This window comes from Bradyrhizobium sp. CCBAU 11434, from assembly GCF_028128895.1.
Lineage (GTDB): Bacteria > Pseudomonadota > Alphaproteobacteria > Rhizobiales > Xanthobacteraceae > Bradyrhizobium > Bradyrhizobium zhengyangense.
Genome location: NZ_LBJX01000102.1, coordinates 78,951 through 95,617 on the forward strand (window position 1 = coordinate 78,951; position 16,667 = coordinate 95,617).

17 protein-coding genes are annotated in these 16,667 nt (G+C 63.7%); 13 read left to right on the plus strand and 4 right to left on the minus strand.

All coding sequences use genetic code 11. The features are described from left to right. Positions 1 to 49: 49 nt before the first annotated feature. The gene (locus XI06_RS37625) at positions 50 to 1,270 is read right to left on the minus strand and encodes a ubiquinone biosynthesis hydroxylase (protein ID WP_271607646.1); all 1,221 of its coding nucleotides are present in this window, start codon (positions 1,268 to 1,270) and stop codon (positions 50 to 52) included. Positions 1,271 to 1,424: 154 nt separating this feature from the next. On the opposite strand from XI06_RS37625, the gene tesB reads away from it, so the two are divergent. Next, a complete protein-coding gene (gene tesB / locus XI06_RS37630) occupies positions 1,425 to 2,288 on the plus strand; it encodes an acyl-CoA thioesterase II (RefSeq protein WP_237860979.1) in 864 nt (287 codons plus the stop codon). Positions 2,289 to 2,333: 45 nt separating this feature from the next. Here tesB and XI06_RS37635 read toward each other — a convergent pair whose 3' ends face one another. Then, complete coding sequence (locus tag XI06_RS37635; RefSeq protein ID WP_271607647.1) at positions 2,334 to 3,224, minus strand: DUF4339 domain-containing protein; 891 nt, start codon at positions 3,222 to 3,224, stop codon at positions 2,334 to 2,336. A gap of 245 nt (positions 3,225 to 3,469) precedes the next feature. Here XI06_RS37635 and XI06_RS37640 point away from each other — a divergent pair, with 245 nt between their 5' ends. The 12 genes from XI06_RS37640 to xth all read left to right on the plus strand — a co-directional run bounded on the left by XI06_RS37640 (position 3,470) and on the right by xth (position 15,294). Next, positions 3,470 to 3,808 carry a P-II family nitrogen regulator gene (locus XI06_RS37640; protein ID WP_028176997.1) on the plus strand — a complete coding sequence of 113 codons (339 nt, stop codon included), beginning with the start codon at positions 3,470 to 3,472 and terminating at the stop codon, positions 3,806 to 3,808. A gap of 74 nt (positions 3,809 to 3,882) precedes the next feature. After that, on the plus strand, positions 3,883 to 5,184 hold the full coding sequence (locus tag XI06_RS37645) for an ammonium transporter (RefSeq protein ID WP_271607648.1): 1,302 nt from the start codon (positions 3,883 to 3,885) through the stop codon (positions 5,182 to 5,184). A gap of 56 nt (positions 5,185 to 5,240) precedes the next feature. Then, positions 5,241 to 5,555 carry an ArsR/SmtB family transcription factor gene (locus tag XI06_RS37650; protein WP_271607649.1) on the plus strand — a complete coding sequence of 105 codons (315 nt, stop codon included), beginning with the start codon at positions 5,241 to 5,243 and terminating at the stop codon, positions 5,553 to 5,555. Beyond that, a complete protein-coding gene (locus tag XI06_RS37655; RefSeq protein ID WP_271607650.1) occupies positions 5,552 to 5,917 on the plus strand; it encodes an SRPBCC family protein in 366 nt (121 codons plus the stop codon). The genes XI06_RS37650 and XI06_RS37655 overlap by 4 nt, the downstream gene beginning before the upstream one ends. Before the next feature lie 125 nt (positions 5,918 to 6,042). Then, the gene (locus tag XI06_RS37660) at positions 6,043 to 6,645 is read left to right on the plus strand and encodes an ATP-dependent Clp protease proteolytic subunit (protein ID WP_271607651.1); all 603 of its coding nucleotides are present in this window, start codon (positions 6,043 to 6,045) and stop codon (positions 6,643 to 6,645) included. 396 nt (positions 6,646 to 7,041) lie between these two features. Then, positions 7,042 to 7,380, plus strand: coding sequence for a P-II family nitrogen regulator (locus XI06_RS37665; protein ID WP_027535364.1), 339 nt, complete (start codon positions 7,042 to 7,044; stop codon positions 7,378 to 7,380). Between the two features lie 38 nt (positions 7,381 to 7,418). Next, entirely contained in the window at positions 7,419 to 8,867 is a 1,449-nt protein-coding gene (locus XI06_RS37670) for an ammonium transporter (RefSeq protein ID WP_271607652.1), read from the plus strand. Positions 8,868 to 9,088: 221 nt separating this feature from the next. After that, positions 9,089 to 9,493 carry a GFA family protein gene (locus XI06_RS37675; protein ID WP_237860964.1) on the plus strand — a complete coding sequence of 135 codons (405 nt, stop codon included), beginning with the start codon at positions 9,089 to 9,091 and terminating at the stop codon, positions 9,491 to 9,493. 257 nt (positions 9,494 to 9,750) lie between these two features. Beyond that, positions 9,751 to 10,965: an aminotransferase class I/II-fold pyridoxal phosphate-dependent enzyme gene (locus tag XI06_RS37680; protein WP_271607653.1), complete on the plus strand. Its 1,215-nt coding sequence runs from the start codon at positions 9,751 to 9,753 to the stop codon at positions 10,963 to 10,965. Between the two features lie 9 nt (positions 10,966 to 10,974). Beyond that, a complete protein-coding gene (locus XI06_RS37685) occupies positions 10,975 to 13,452 on the plus strand; it encodes a DNA translocase FtsK (RefSeq protein ID WP_237860960.1) in 2,478 nt (825 codons plus the stop codon). A gap of 164 nt (positions 13,453 to 13,616) precedes the next feature. After that, positions 13,617 to 14,375, plus strand: a complete 759-nt coding sequence (locus XI06_RS37690) for an outer-membrane lipoprotein carrier protein LolA (protein ID WP_237861313.1) — start codon at positions 13,617 to 13,619, stop codon at positions 14,373 to 14,375. A gap of 103 nt (positions 14,376 to 14,478) precedes the next feature. Then, a complete protein-coding gene (gene xth, locus XI06_RS37695) occupies positions 14,479 to 15,294 on the plus strand; it encodes an exodeoxyribonuclease III (protein ID WP_237860958.1) in 816 nt (271 codons plus the stop codon). Between the two features lie 26 nt (positions 15,295 to 15,320). Here the strand turns inward: xth and XI06_RS37700 are convergent, their stop codons facing one another. Continuing rightward, complete coding sequence (locus XI06_RS37700; protein WP_188107196.1) at positions 15,321 to 15,764, minus strand: cyclic nucleotide-binding domain-containing protein; 444 nt, start codon at positions 15,762 to 15,764, stop codon at positions 15,321 to 15,323. Positions 15,765 to 15,824: 60 nt separating this feature from the next. Beyond that, positions 15,825 to 16,511, minus strand: coding sequence for a response regulator transcription factor (locus XI06_RS37705; RefSeq protein ID WP_007598630.1), 687 nt, complete (start codon positions 16,509 to 16,511; stop codon positions 15,825 to 15,827). Between the last annotated feature and the right edge of the window lie 156 nt (positions 16,512 to 16,667).

The window sequence follows — 16,667 nt, forward strand, 5'->3', positions numbered from 1 at the left end:
ACACACCCCGTGTCGTCCCGGCGAACGGAGTTTGCAGCAGCGCCTTTCCCTACAACGCCTCGCCCTTTAGCAGCCGCGGGATCTCGCCGGTGAGGCCGGCCGCCTGGCGGATGAAGAGGTTCTTCAGCGGCGGGGTGCGGTCGACGATGCCGAGGCCGATGTCGCGGACGGTGCGCAGTAGGCTCGACTGGTTCGAGAACAGGAAGTTCAGCGAATTGGTGGCAACGCCCATCGCCATGGTGTCGAAGCGGCGCCAGCGCTGGTAGCGCTCGAGCACGTCGGCGCCGCCGAGATCCATGCCGAGCCGCGCGGCATCGACCACGACCTCGGCCAAGGCGGCGACATCCTTCAGCCCCATGTTGAGGCCTTGCCCCGCGATCGGGTGAATGACGTGCGCGGAATCGCCGACCAGCGCGAGGCGCTCGGCGACGAAGGAGCGCGCCACGAAATACGACAGCGGAAACGCGCGCGGCCTGTCGAGCGCCTTGATCTCGCCGAGATGCAAACCAAAGCGCTGCTCGAGCTCGGCGTGAAAGTCCTCGTCGCTGAGCGCAATGATGCGCGCGGCTTCAGTGCGGCGCTCGGTCCACACCAGCGACGAGCGCTTTCCGGTCAGCGGCAAAATCGCGAACGGCCCCGCGGGCAAGAAGTGCTCTTCGGCGCGGCCTTCGTGATCACGCTCGTGGCCGACGGTGACGACGATGCCGGACTGATCGTATTCCCAGCCATGGGTGGCGATGCCGGCGCGCTCGCGCAACTTCGACCGCGCGCCATCGGCAGCGACCAGCAGGCTCGCCGCAATGACGCTGCCATCGCCGAGCGTCACATCGATCCCCTCGGCACGCGCGTCGTAAGACGACACGGTGGTGGCACGCAGCTCGATGCCGGCAGCCTCGGCACGGACGACCAGCGCATCGATCAGGCGGCGGTTCTCGATCATATGCGCGAAGGGCTCGCCCGGTGCGACATCGCCGGCGAAATTCAGGAACGTCGGACGCGTGGCGTCCTCGAGCTTCGAATCCGTGACAACCATGTCGAGGATCGGCTGCGCCTCGGCCCTGACATCGTCCCAGACGCCGAGCGCCTCGAACAGGCGTCGGCAGGCGGCTACGATCGCGGTCGCACGGGGATCGCGGCTCGGCCGCGAGCTGAGCGCGGGATCGGCGACGATGACGGGAATCTCGGGGCCGAGCCCCTGGCGCAGCGCCAGCGCGAGCGCCAGGCCCGCAAACGCGCCGCCACCGATGACAATGTGACCCTGTACCGACATACCAAAATTCCCGTCTAACTCTGGGTCTTGCTAGCAGACTTGAGCTGGGCGAAACAGTGCGGTGAAACAAGGGCGGAACGGCCCGCAAAAAACTGCCTGATGTGTCATTCCGGGGCGATTGTTCGCGCCGACGTGACGGCAAGAAAGCACCACCATGTCCAAAAGCCTGATCGACCTGATTTCGATCCTCGATCTCGAGCAGCTCGAGGTGAATTTGTTCCGCGGCAACAGCCCGAAGACGAGCTGGCAACGGGTGTTCGGCGGGCAGGTGATCGGGCAAGCGATGGTCGCGGCCTGCCGCACCGTCGAGGGCCGGCTGCCGCATTCGCTGCATTGCTATTTCATCCTGCCCGGCGATCCGCAGATCCCGATCATCTACCAGGTCGAACGCTTGCGCGACGGCAAGAGCTATTCGACGCGCCGGGTCACCGCGATCCAGCATGGCAATGCAATCTTCTCGATCATGGTGTCGTTCCATGCCGAGGAAGAGAGCGCCTTCGACCACCAGGACAAGATGCCTGACGTGCCGCCGCCGGACAAGCTGACCGCGGAGGAGGTGGCGAAGCAGCCGATGTTCCGCGAGATGCCTGAGTTCATCCGCCGCTACTACGAATCCGATCGGCCGATCGAGCTGCGCCCGGTCGAGCTCGGCCGCTATTTCGGCCAGAAGATCGAGGACGGCCGCATTCACGTCTGGATCAGGACCGCGGCGAAGCTGCCCGATGATCCGGCACTGCACATGTGCGCGCTGGCCTATGCCTCGGACTTCTCGCTGCTGGATGCGATCATGGCGCGCTATGGCCGCACGCTGTTCGACAAGCGCATGATGCCGGCAAGCCTCGACCACGCGATGTGGTTTCACCGCCCGTTCCGCGCCGACGAATGGCTGCTCTACTCGCAGGATTCGCCGAGCGCGCAAGGCGGCCGCGGCCTGACCCGCGGCTCGATCTTCAAGCCGGACGGGACGCTGATCGCCTCCGTCGCGCAGGAAGGCTCCGTGCGCGAGCGGAGGAGCTGATATCCCAAGCGCGAGTTCATCGCGCTTGAGATGTTCTGATCGTGCTTACATCGCGCGGCGCGGCGCGAGCTCGGTCTGCGAAGCGAACCAGTTCATGATCCAGCGATAGACCCACGGGATCGGGATCAGGAAACTGCACAGGATCGCCGCCACGATTCCGCGCCAGAGGATTCCGAGCCCGGTGCCTCTGAAGATGATCTCGCGGCGCGTGCCCTCGATGTTGCGATAGATCCAGCGCAACTGGGCGGCGGCAACCCAGGCCCATCCGATGATGGTGATCATGGAGACCGCGAACAACAGGTTCCAGCCGATATAGCCCACGATCGAGCCGTTGAAGCTGAGGCCGAGCGGCTGCCCGTTGGAGGCGAGGTTGGCAATCATCCACTTGATCAGCATCCAGTAGAGGACGATCTCGACAATGAAGAGCGCAAGGTTCAGCACCTGGACGCCGGAGTAACCGACGACGACGGCCAGAACGATGAAGCCGAAGAACCAGGGCACCATCGTCATCGCATTGCCGGTGAAGGACAGGTTCGGCCGCCCGGGGACCTTGACACAGGACACGATCCATTTCGTGTACCAGACGAACACCCACGGCACCGGGATGACGAGGACCGAGAGGATCAGCATCACCAGCGTGCGCCAGGTGAAGTCGAGAATGCCGAAATCGACCGACAGCGATCCGCCGGCCGCGCTGCCGGCGCCGGTATAGGCGCCACCGCCCATCATCGGCGGGCCCCCGGCTGGAATGATCGGCGGCGCCCCGCCGCCCGAGATCAGTCCGGGAATTTCGGCGGCCTTCTGCCAGCCGGCCATGCCCTCGGACCACACCAGCGTGTCCCCGCGCACGACACCTTGCGCGATCAGGTCGCGGAATTGCCCGTCCGGATAAGGCCCCTGCTGCTTGCCCTCGGCTGCGTAGAACCAACTCGCCATGACGCGTCCCCCAAAATACTTATGTACCGCTCGGCCGTCGCGGGTTCACCGCATCCATGCCAAAAATGCATTGTGAGGGATGAACGGATGCCCTGTACAGAGGCGGCCGTTCACATGATCGCCCTTGGCCAAACGTTTTTCCGCTTCAATGTGCAAGTTTTTTGTGCCATTTGCCCGGAAAGATGCCAGATTGACGCAGCGCCGGGGACACACGGCGGGCGCGTCCCCGGGGAACAGGCCTAATCATGAAACTCGTCGTCGCCATCATCAAACCCTTCAAGCTCGATGAAGTCCGTCAGGCCCTGACGGCGATCGGTGTCCACGGCATGACCGTGACCGAGGTGAAGGGCTACGGCCGCCAGAAGGGTCACACCGAGATCTATCGCGGTGCGGAATATGTCGTGAATTTCCTGCCCAAGCTGCGGATCGAGATCGCGGTGGCCTCCGACGTCGCCGACAAGGCGGTCAGCGTGATCACCGCGACCGCCCGCACCGGCCAGATCGGCGACGGCAAGATCTTCGTCACGCCGATCGACCACGCGCTACGCATCCGCACCGGCGAAACCGACAGCGACGCTCTCTAAACTCCACTTCGTAGATCGCACCGGGCAACGACGCCATCGCGTGCGACGCCATCACTATGCCGGGGGGAAATGACATGGCGGGATTGTTGCGCCGCGTAGCCGCTATGGCTGCGCCGATTGGAGTTGCGTTGGGCGTGACTGCGCCGGCGCATGCCGCGACGAGCGAGATCAACACCGCCGATACCGCCTGGATGATCGTCGCCACCGCGCTGGTGCTGATGATGACGATCCCGGGACTGGCGCTGTTCTACTCCGGCATGGTGCGCAAGAAGAATGTGCTCGCGACCATGGCGCAGAGCCTTGCCGCGGTGACGCTGATCTCCATTCTCTGGGTCGCGTTCGGGTATTCGCTGTGTTTCGTCGGCGACGGCCCGTGGCTCGGCACGCTCGACCGCTGGTTCCTCGCCGGCATGACCATGGACAGCGTCAACCCGGCGGCGAAGACGATCCCCGAAGCGCTGTTCATGCTGTACCAGATGACGTTTGCGATCATCACGGTGGCGCTGGTCGCGGGCTCGGTCGCGGACCGAATGCGGTTCTCCGCTTATCTCCTGTTCTCCGTCGCGTGGTTCATTTTCGTCTACATTCCGCTGGCGCATTGGGTGTGGGGCGGCGGCTTCCTCAACAGCATGGGCGTGCTGGATTTCGCCGGCGGCCTCGTCGTGCACCTCTCGGCCGGCACCGGCGGCCTCGTCGCCGCAAAGGTGATGGGGCGCCGTCATGGCTACGGCACCGAAAATCTCTCGCCGTTCGATCTGTCGCTCGCGGTGATGGGCACCGGACTGTTGTGGGTCGGCTGGTTCGGCTTCAACGGTGGCTCGGCAGGCGCGGCCAATTCGCGCGCGGTGATGGCGATCATCGCAACGCATCTGGCAGCCTGCTCCGGCGCGCTGACCTGGGGCGCGATCGAATGGTATGCGCGGCGCAAGCCCTCCGTGCTCGGCATGATCTCGGGCGCAGTGGCTGGCCTTGGCACCATCACGCCGGCCTCGGGCTTCGTCGCACCGTGGCACGGCATCGTTATCGGCATCGCCGCCGGCGCAATCTGCTACTGGGCCTGCACTTGGCTGAAGCACCGCTTCAACTACGACGACTCGCTCGACGTGTTCGGCGTCCACGGCATCGGCGGACTGACCGGCACGCTGCTCGCGGGCGTGTTCGCAACCAGCGCGATCGGCGGCACTGCCGGCCTGCTCGAGGGCCATCCGCGGCAATTGCTGATCCAGCTTTACGGCGTCGCCGTCACCTTCGTCTGGTCGGCGGGGGTGAGCTTCATCCTGCTCAAGCTGGTCGGCCTGTTCGTGCCGTTGCGCGTCTCGCGGGAGCACGAGCTCGAGGGCCTCGATATCTCGCAGCATGGCGAGGCGCTTCAGTAATCGGGGCTTGTCGGGAGGGGCTTGCGCAACACATAAGTACATGCTTATGTGTTGCCATGATCGAAGCCGACATCTTCAAGGCGCTCGCCGACCCGACCCGCCGCAAGGTCTTTGAAAAGCTTGCCGGCGGCAGCCTGAATGCAAGCGCCTTGCGCGACGGCTTGGAGATCAGCCAGCCGGCGATGTCGCAGCATCTGTCGGTGCTGCGCGAGGCAGGTCTCGTGCGCGAGCAGCGGCAGGGCCGCTTTGTGAATTACGAAGTCGATCCCGAAGGAATCGTTGCCATCGGGACTTGGCTTGCGCGCTACCGCGCCTATTGGCCGAAGCGCATGGACGCACTCGCCGACCTCCTGAAGGAGATGGATCAATGAACGACGCCGCGAAGCCTGATCCCTCCAATGAACCCTTAATGGTCGAAGAACCTTTGGTGCTCGAATTTGAATTCGATGCGCCGCCTGCAAAAGTCTGGCGCGCAGTGACCATTCCTGAATTGCGCGAGCGCTGGTTGCCGGATTGCGACCTAGCCGGCGCCGAGCCTGAGACATCGATCCCCGGCGAAGAGGTGCGCTACCGGATGCGCGATTCCGAACCACCTTTCCGCGAGAGCCAGGTCATCTTCAGGATCGAGCCGAACGTGTCGGGCGGCACGCGCTTTCGCATCATCCAGCAAGCCTGCGTGAAGCTGCCGCAGCCCGCCAACAGCAATTGCAGCGTGATGCGCGCGGCGGCCTAGAGCATGATCCGGAAAAATGTGAAGCGGTTTTCCCTCGCGACAAACGCGGAACGCGTTTGCGCGGAGATCATGCTCACGTAAGAGCACCCACACGACTTCATCACCTGCAGACATGGAGGTCGCCGATGCGCGACATGCTTCAGCTCGTCCCTATGGTCGTCGAACAATCCGCGCGCGGAGAGCGATCCTTCGACATCTATTCGCGCCTGCTGCGCGAGCGCATCATCTTCCTCAATGGCGAGGTCAACGATGCGATGTCCGGCCTCGTCTGCGCCCAGCTGTTGTTCCTGGAAGCAGAGAATCCGAACCGGCCGATCAACCTCTACATCAACTCCTACGGCGGCGTGGTCACCTCTGGTCTCGCGATGTACGACACCATGCAGTTCATCAAGGCGCCGGTGCATACGCTGTGCATGGGCACCGCGCGCTCGATGGGTTCGTTCCTGCTGATGGCCGGCGAGCCCGGTCACCGCGCCGCGCTGCCCAATGCCAGCCTTCACGTGCATCAGCCGCTCGGCGGCTTCCAGGGCCAGGCGTCCGACATCCTGATCCACGCCAACGAGATGCAGGAAACCAAGCGGCGCATCATCCGCCTCTATGCGCAGCATTGCGGACGGACGGAAGCGGAGGTCGAACGGACCCTGGACCGCGACCACTTCATGACTGCGCAGCAGGGGGTCGAATGGGGCCTGGTCGACCGGGTGTTCGTGGAACGCGACGCGGCCTGAGGAGGGTCACGGTCGGTTGCGACCATCGTGTGAGCAGCCGAGGGTCATGCTCTATCTTTTGCACCGCAGCGGCGCCCTTCGGCGAGCCTTCGCTGTAATACGATACCTTTCTGCTGCCCGACACATGAGCAACATTGTGTCGGCAGCCTGTCGTGCCTGCATTTTGATCAGCCATGACCACCTTTTGAGCGCGACGTATTAGCGCAGTGCAGCGCGATGCAAGCTGAGCGCGAAAACACCCGTTTTCATAGTCCGTTAGGCAACGCGCCCGATCTGGCACGGCATTTGATTCTAGGGGGCGTGGCTGTGCCCGCGTAGTGAAACTTCTCCCTCGTGGCGAACCAGTCGAGAAACGCCCGGCCACGTCCGGACCGGGCCCAAGCGGGGATAGGACCCATGAAAATTGTTATGGCGATTATCAAGCCATTCAAGCTGGAAGAAGTCCGTGACGCCCTGACCGCCATTGGCGTTCACGGTCTCACGGTGACGGAAGTCAAGGGATATGGCCGTCAGAAGGGCCATACGGAAATCTATCGCGGTGCCGAATATGCCGTGAGCTTCCTGCCCAAGATCAAGATCGAAGTCGCTGTCGCCTCCGAGCAGGTCGACAAGACCATCGACGCCATCACGTCGGCTGCGAAAACCGGACAGATCGGCGACGGCAAGATCTTCGTCATCAACCTCGACCATGCGGTCCGCATCCGCACCGGCGAGGCCGACGCCGCGGCCCTTTGATTTCGCGCTCAACCAAAATTCAATCAGGAGTAAATGAAATGACGTTTAAGCGTCCCTATGGCGCGGGATTGGCGGCTCTCGCAGTCGGCCTTTTCGCTGCGACCGCAGCCTATGCCGAGCCAACGGTCAACAAGGGAGATAACGCCTGGATGCTGACATCGACAGTCCTCGTGCTGTTGATGACGATCCCGGGTCTCGCGCTGTTCTACGGCGGCCTCGTTCGTTCCAAGAACATGCTCTCGGTCCTGATGCAGGTGTTCTACACCGTCTGCGTCGTCACCGTGATCTGGGCCGTGTATGGCTACAGCCTCGCCTTCACCGGCGGTTCCGACTTCATCGGCGGCTTCTCCAAGGCCTTCATGATGGGCGTCACCACCGACTCGAAGGCCGCGACCTTCTCGGTCGACGCCAACATCTCGGAGCTCGTCTATGTGTGCTTCCAGATGACCTTCGCGGCGATCACGCCCGCCCTCATCGTCGGCGCCTTCGCCGAGCGCATGAAGTTCGCGGCCATCGCGCTCTTCATCCCGCTCTGGGTCACGCTGATCTACTTCCCGATCGCGCACATGGTTTGGTACTGGCCCGGCCCGGACGCGATCCAGGACGCTGCCAAGGCTCTGGCTGCTGCGGGTGATGCGGCGGCGAAGACCGCGGCTCAGGCCAAGCTCGACGAGATCAATGCCGACGCCGGCTGGATCTTCAAGAAGGGCGCGATCGACTTCGCTGGCGGCACGGTGGTGCACATCAATGCCGGCATCGCAGGCCTCGTCGGCGCTCTGCTGATCGGCAAGCGCGTCGGCTACGGCAAGGAGTTGATGGCTCCGCACTCGCTGACCATGTCGATGATCGGCGCCTCGCTGCTCTGGGTCGGCTGGTTCGGCTTCAACGCCGGCTCCAACCTCGAAGCCAACGGCGGCGCTGCGCTCGCCATGACCAACTCCTTCGTCGCCACCGCAGCCGCCGCGCTGTCGTGGATGTTCGCGGAGTGGATCGTGAAGGGCCATCCGTCGGTGCTCGGCGTCATCTCCGGCGCTGTCGCGGGCCTCGTGGCCGTCACGCCTGCCGCCGGCTTCTCCGGCGTGATGGGTGCGATCGTCCTCGGTCTCGTGGTCGGCGTGGTCTGCCTGTTCTTCTGCACCGTGGTGAAGAACGCGCTCGGCTACGATGACTCGCTCGACGTGTTCGGCGTGCACTGCATCGGCGGCATCGTCGGCGCCCTCGGCACCGGCATCCTGGTGAACCCGGCCCTCGGTGGCGCCGGCATCATCGACTACACCGCGATCCCGCCGAAGGTTGCCGATTACGACTTCGCCGCGCAGATGATCTCGCAGATCGAAGCCGTCTGCACCACGCTGGTGTGGTCGGGCATCGGTTCGGCGATCCTCTACAAGGTCGTCGATGTGATCGTTGGCCTCCGCGCCAATGTCGAGACCGAGCGTGAGGGCCTCGACATCACCGAGCACACCGAGCGCGCCTACAACATGTAACGTCCTCCTCCCGGCCGCGATCTCCTCCGGAGATCGCGGCCACTCCTACGGTTTGGGCACATACCCGGCAATGCCCCGACCGTTGAGGGGCTCCAGCGCAAGTTGGAGCCCCTTTCTTTTTGCAAGATTCCTTTTTGGTGTGGGACCGAAAAAAGGATTGCCATTCCTGATTGCCGGCGCAGAGATATCGACCACAACGAACAACAACAATGGAGGTCGTCATGCGTTTGGAAGGCGGATGCTATTGCGGCGAGGTGCGCTACGTGGCCGAGGGCGATCCGATGATGCAGGGCCAATGTCACTGCCGCGAGTGCCAGTACATCTCGGGCGGCGCACCCAACGCCTTCATCGCGATGCCGGCAGACGGCTTCACCTACATCATCGGCCACCCCAAGCAGTTCACCCGCAAGGATCTCGAACGCGCCGTTACCCGCGAATTCTGCGCCGAATGCGGCACCCATCTCGTCACGAAAATACCCGGCCTGCCTGCCGTCGTGGTCAAGGTCGGCACGCTGGACGAGCCCGAGCAATTCCATCCCCAGTTGGCGATCTACACTTGCGACAAGCAGGAGTTCCACACGATCCCTGCGGGCATGCCGACATTCGAGAAGCTGCCGGGACACTAAAGGATGGAACTCGGCTAGAGGTGCGTTCCCTCCTCCCTTGTGGGGGAGGGAACGGAGAGAGCGCTGCTCTCGACCGAACTCAATTTCGACTTCACCCCGCCATCCCGTTGTTATCCGGCCTCATTTTTCCGGCTCTGGACGGACCGGCCGGCCGATGGTTAATCGCGTCTTAACCTCGCCCTATCTATGGTGAACTGAACCGCTTTCCCGCCGGCGCCCGCGCGCGACCGGCCGTTCCGAGAGTACTGGCGCCCAGAATGGTCATGACCGCTTCATCCCGTGCGCCGCAGGCCAGTGGAAGCTCCGACAACCACCGCTCGCCCTTCGTCCGGCTGAACGAGCTGCTGGCGCCGCATCAGCCCGGCAAACCCTTGATTTCGCTGGCTGTCGGCGAACCGCAACATCCGGTACCTGACTTCGTCGGCCCGGTGCTGGCCAAGCACATCGCCGATTTCGGCCGTTACCCGATGAACCAGGGCACCGAGCCGTTCCGCAACGCTGCGAGCGCCTGGCTGTCGTCGCGTTTCAAGCTGCCGCGCGCGCTCGACTCCAAGAGCGAGATTCTCGTGCTCAATGGCAGCCGCGAGGGGCTGTTCCTCGCCGCGATCGCAGCGGCTCGCTATGTCGGGCCGAAGCCCGGCAAGCCCGCGATCCTGATGCCGAACCCGTTCTATCCGGTCTATGGGGCCGGCGCCGGCGCAGCGGCTTGCGAACCGGTTTATCTGCCGACCACGGTCGAAAACGGCTTCCTGCCCGATCTCGATGCCATAGACGAGGCAACGCTTGCGCGCACCGTTGCATTCTATCTGGCCTCGCCCGCCAATCCGCAGGGCTCGGTCGCCTCGCGCGCTTATTTCACCCGCCTGAAAAGCCTCGCCGATCGCCACAACTTCATGATCCTCAGCGACGAGTGCTATTCGGAGATCTACACGCGCGAAGCACCGGGCAGCGCGCTCGAATGCGCAGGGCCCGATTTCACCCGCGTGGCTGCGTTCCAGTCGTTGTCCAAGCGCTCCAACCTGCCGGGCCTGCGTGTCGGCTTCGCCGCCGGCGACAAGACGTTCATCGGCAAGTTCCTGGAGCTGCGCAACATCGCCGCACCGCAGGTGCCGGTGCCGCTCCAGCATGTCGCGACCGTTGCCTATGGCGACGAGGCGCATGTCGAGGAGAACCGCAGGCTCTACCGGATCAAGTTCGATCTCGCCGACCAGATCATCGGCAATCGTTACGGCTACCGCCGGCCCGATGCCGGCTTCTGCGTCTGGCTCAACACGTCAGAGATCGGCGACGACGTCTCGGTGACTCTGAAGCTCTTCAAGGAAGCCGGCGTACGCGTGGTGCCCGGCTCCTATCTGGCGCGGCTTCAGCCCGATGGCTTCAATCCCGGTGCCGGCTACATCCGCCTGGCGCTGGTGCAGGATAGTGAGACCACGGCGCAGGCGCTGCACCGGCTGGTTGAAACTCTGGGTTAGGCGGGGCCCATGAGCATGTCGGCAATCGAACGTGTCATTCCCCTGGTCGGCCATCTGCCGCCCTCGATCCGCGATGCGCTGAGCCGCCGCCTGCGCGAGTTGACAGGCTTTGGCCTCGTCACACTCTCGGGCGTCGCCTCCGCCGCGCTGATGACCTGGTCCGTCCAGGACCCGAGCCTCAGCCACGCGACCTCGCGGCCGATCCACAATGTCCTCGGTTATGCCGGCGCCATCGGCGCTGACCTCGCGATGCAGATCCTCGGGCTCGGCGCCATCATGCTGATCCTGACGGTTGCGGTGTGGGGCTGGCGCATGATGACCCACCGCCCGTTCGATCGCGAGGCGCTGCGGCTCGGCTCCTGGATTCTCTGCACGGTGATCGCGGCTGGCTTCGTCAGTTGCTGGCCGCATGGCGGCGCCTGGCCGCTGCCGACGGGGCTCGGCGGCGTGGTTGGCGATGCGCTAGTGCGCGCGCCTGCGGTGATCTTCGGGCCGCCCGGCGCGATCTATCGCATCGTGCTCGGCGCCATCCTGTTCGTCGCGCTGGCCGCAACCTTCCTGATTGCCTGCGGCCTCGGCGCACGCGAGCATGACGATGAGCTCGCGGAAATCGAGGATGATGACAAGCCGCTCGATGACGACGAGGACAGCGATCGTGGTTCGGTGTCGCTGGGCTGGCTATTCCACGCGCTGATGAGCACCAAGGCGCGGTTGATTTGGCTGTTCGGCGCGGCCTACCGCTCGCTGGTCTCGAGCGGATCGAAGACCAAGGCAGTTTCGTTCAGCCGGCAAGAGCCCAATCTCGGCGGCCGCGCCGCCCCTTCGATCTCGCCGCAGTCCGAGGACGAGGATTACGAGGACGAGCACGAGGAAGAAGAGGAAGACGAAGAGGAGGAAGAGCAGCCGGCCGCGCGTGCTCCACGCAAGAAGGCCGCACCGAAAGCCGCTTCCAAGAAATCCTCCGACAAGTTCGAGCTTCCATCCGTGTCCGTGCTGGCTGCGCCCAAGGCCGGCGATCGCCAGCCGCTCAGCAAGGCCGAGCTGGAAGCCAATTCGCGTTCGCTCGAAGGCGTCCTCCAGGATTTCGGCGTGCGCGGCGAGATCGTGAAGGCCAATCCGGGCCCTGTCGTCACGCTGTACGAACTCGAACCAGCTCCCGGCATCAAGTCGTCGCGCGTGATCGGGCTTGCCGACGACATCGCGCGTTCGATGAGTGCGCTGTCGGCGCGCGTCGCCGTCGTTCCCGGCCGCAATGCCATCGGCATCGAGCTGCCGAACGCGCATCGTGAAAAGGTCTATCTGCGCGAGCTGCTGGTCGCCAAGGAAACCGTCGACACGGTCGCGAAACTGCCGCTCTGCCTCGGCAAGACCATCGGCGGCGATCCCGTCATCATCGATCTCGCCCGCACGCCGCACATGCTGATCGCCGGCACCACCGGCTCGGGCAAATCGGTTGCGATCAACACCATGATCCTCAGCCTGGTCTACCGGCTGCGCCCGGACCAGTGCCGGCTGATCATGGTCGATCCGAAGATGCTCGAGCTCTCCGTCTATGACGGCATTCCCCATCTGCTCACGCCTGTCGTGACCGATCCGAAGAAGGCGGTGGTCGCGCTGAAATGGGCCGTGCGCGAGATGGAAGAGCGCTACAAGAACATGGCCAAGCTCGGTGTGCGCAACATCGACGGCTACAACACGCGCCTGCTGGAGCTGAAAGCCAAGGGCGAAGAGCCCACGCGCACGGTGCACACCGGCTTCGACAAGGAAACCGGCAAGGCGATCTACGAGGAAGAGAAGCTCTCGCTCGATCCGCTGCCCTACATCGTCATCATCGTCGACGAAATGGCCGACTTGATGATGGTCGCCGGCAAGGACATCGAAGGCGCGGTGCAGCGCCTCGCGCAGATGGCGCGCGCCGCCGGTCTGCATGTGATTCTGGCGACACAGCGTCCGTCGGTGGACGTCATCACCGGTACCATCAAGGCGAACTTCCCGACCCGCATCGCCTTCCAGGTCACCTCCAAGATCGACAGCCGCACCATCCTCGGCGAGATGGGCGCCGAGCAGCTGCTCGGCCAGGGCGACATGCTCTATATGGCCGGCGGCGGCCGCATCAGCCGCGTGCACGGACCGTTTGCCTCGGATGAGGAAGTCGAGAAGGTGGTGCGCCATCTCAAGACGCAGGGCCAACCGGAATATCTGGAAGCGGTCACGGCGGAAGAGCCGACCGAGGACGAAGATGGCGGCGCCGTGTTCGACGCCAGCGGAATGGGCGCGGATGGTGGCGGCGATCTGTTCCAGCAGGCCGTTGCGATCGTCAAGCGCGACCGCAAGGCCTCGACCAGCTACATCCAGCGCCGCCTGCAAATCGGCTACAATCGTGCGGCATCCTTGATGGAGCGCATGGAACTGGAAGGCATTGTCGGACCCGCCAATCATGCCGGCAAGCGCGAGATTTTGGTCGAGGAAGAAGACAGTCATATGTGAGGCAAGGAGCTACTGACCCGCCTCGGAATGCTATTCTCACGCAAATTCGATCTCCGCTTTTGCCCGAAATCACGCTAAAACGGCGCCCAGCCACACAGGACGACGCGTTGACCAGACATCCGGACCTTGGATTCGCAGCCTCTTTCGCCGCGCGCAGCGCGCTCGTGGCAGGCGTGCTTCTCGTCACCGCCGTAACGATGACCGTAGCGTCAGTCGCGCAGACGGTCCCCGTGCCGAAGCCGGCACCGAAAGCGCGCGACGCTGCTCCGCCGTCGGGCGGACCGGCCATCACGGGGGCAACGCAAGCGCCGCCCAATCCGATCATTCCCGATCCGCGCCGTAACGTTCCGAGCAGCATCTTCCAGACCTTCGACGACAAGCAGAAGGCGCAGGCGGCCAAGGTCAGCGCCTATCTGTCGTCGCTGTCGACGCTGGTCGGAAACTTCGTCCAGGTCGGCCCCGACGGCAGCAAGACGCAAGGCGATTTCTACATCCAGAAGCCGGGCAAGATGCGCGTCGAATATGATCCGCCGAGCCCGATCGATATCGTCGCCGACGGATCCTCCGTCGTGGTGCGCGATCGCAAGCTCGCCACGCAAGACGTCTATCCGCTGTCGCAGACGCCGCTCCGCTTCCTGCTGTCCGATCGCATCGACCTGATGAAGGACACCAATGTCGTCAACGTCTCCGCCGACGACCTCTTCATCAGCGTCACCATCGAGGAGAAGCAGGCGCTGGTCGGCACCAGCCGGCTCCTGCTGATGCTCGGCGCCAAGGACGGCCAGTTGAAGCAATGGACGGTGACCGATCCGCAAGGTTACGACACCACATTCGCGGTTTATAATCTGGACACGACCAAGAAGCTCGATCCAAACATGTTCAAGATCGACTTCACCAATTACAACGTGCCATCGCCGGGCTGACGGTGCCGTAGGGTGGGTTAGCCTTCGGCTAACCCCACCCCACGGCAGCGACCCTGTGGACAGGCATTTCGCCCATGCCAATCCATGCTAAGACGCAACTCCCATGCGTCTTTCCCTGACAACCTGGAACATCAACTCGGTGCGGCTGCGCATCGACCTGGTCGCGAAATTCCTCAAGAGCGCGCGGCCGGACGTGCTGTGTCTCCAGGAGACCAAATGCATCGACGATGCCTTTCCGCTGAAGCGTTTCAAGCGGCTCGGCTATGAGCATGTCGCGTTGAACGGACAGAAGGGCTACCACGGCGTCGCCATCGTCTCGAAGATTCCGTTCGAGTCCACTGACATCCGCACCTTCTGCGACAAGGTGGATTCGCGCCATATCTCGGTGTCGTTCGGCGAGAAGGCTGCAATCGCAAAGCCGCTGGTGCTGCATAATTTCTACGTGCCCGCCGGCGGCGACATTCCCGATCCCGCGCTGAACGAAAAGTTCGACCACAAGCTGCGCTTCCTCGACGAGATGAAAGCCTGCGAGCCGCTGCACCCGCGCGGCGAAGATCGCCACATCCTGGTCGGCGACCTCAACGTCGCGCCGCACGAGAACGACGTGTGGTCGCACAAGCAGCTTCTCAAGGTCGTCTCGCACACACCTGTCGAAACCGAGAAGCTGAAGGCCGCGCTGGAAGCCGGCGAATGGGTCGACGTCGCACGCGACCGCATTCCGATGTCGGAAAAGGTCTACACCTGGTGGAGCTATCGCTCCGCCGACTGGACCGTCGGCGACCGCGGCCGGCGGCTCGACCACATCTGGGTCTCGCGCGCGCTGAAGGACGCGGTGCAGGATTTCAAGATTTTGCGCGATGCCCGCAGCTGGGAGCGGCCGTCGGACCACGTGCCCGTGACGGTGACGCTGGAGATCTGACGTCGCCCTTTCGCCAGAAAGGGGACTTAGGTGCTGAGCTTCGAACCCGCCATCAGGATATCGCTGGCGATCTGGCTGGAGCGGATGGCGAATTCGTCACGCAGGCGGACCGCGGCGGCAGGATCGCTCTCGAGCACGCGCTGAAACAGGCTGCGCGCGACACGGATGACGGAGGAATGCTCCAGCGCCACCGCGCCGGACGGCCGCTTCATCGGCACCACCAGCGCAAGCTCGCCAATCAGCGTGCCGGGACCGGCGATCATCTCGGCGCCGGCGCCGTCATCGACGCGAAAGGCGCCGCGCTGGACCACGAAGCCGGCGTCGGCGTCGTCACCGAGATTGAACAGGATGTCGCCGCGGACGAAGTCACGTTGCTCGGAGCCGATCGCCAACATGCGCAACGAGGCGTCTCCCAACAAGCGCAGTGTCGGGACACGCTCAAGCAGCGCTACGTCATCGTCGATTGACATTCCGGTCCGAGGCTCGAGGAACGCGCTAATTTACGACGAATCGCGCGTTCCTGGAACGTATCACGGCACCAGCTTGTAGCCACCGGCTTCCGTCACCAGGATTTCCGGGTTGGCGGCATCCTTCTCGATCTTCTGGCGGAGGCGGTAGATGTGGGTTTCCAGCGTGTGGGTGGTGACGCCGGAATTGTAGCCCCAGACCTCCTGGAGCAGGGTCTCGCGCGACACCGGCATCTGGCCGGCCCGGTAGAGGAAGCGCAGGATGGCCGTTTCCTTCTCGGTGAGGCGGACCTTGCGGGCATTGGCCGCGGTCAGCATCTTGGAGCCGGGACGGAAGGAGTAGGGGCCGACCGAGAACACCGCGTCCTCGCTGGCCTCGTGCTGGCGCAGCTGGGCGCGGATGCGGGCGAGCAGCACGGCGAAGCGGAAGGGCTTTGCGACATAGTCGTTGGCCCCGGATTCCAGGCCCAAAATCGTGTCGGAATCGGTGTCGTGCCCCGTCAGCATGATGATCGGCGCCTTGAAGCCGCCTTTACGCAGGGAGCGGACCACTTCGCGGCCATCAGTGTCGGGGAGGCCGACATCCATCAGGACAAGATCGGGGGCATTGGCCTTTGCGGCGCTGGCGCCCTTGGCGCCGGTATCGACGGCGGAGGCTTCAAATTCTTCGTGTAGCGATAATTGCTCCACCAACGTATCGCGCAGATCGGTATCGTCATCCACGATCAGGATCTTGCGGGCATTGGCCATAGGGGATCATCCTTTTGGAGTCCGGCGAGGCGCGCATGCATGCCGCACCCAGCCGTGATGGGAAAGTTTAGGGGTCGTCATTCTTATTGTTGTTCGTGTTGAAGTAGTGGGCTGTTACCGATTCACAAGCCGGAAGCACTCTAACCTAGAATAGCA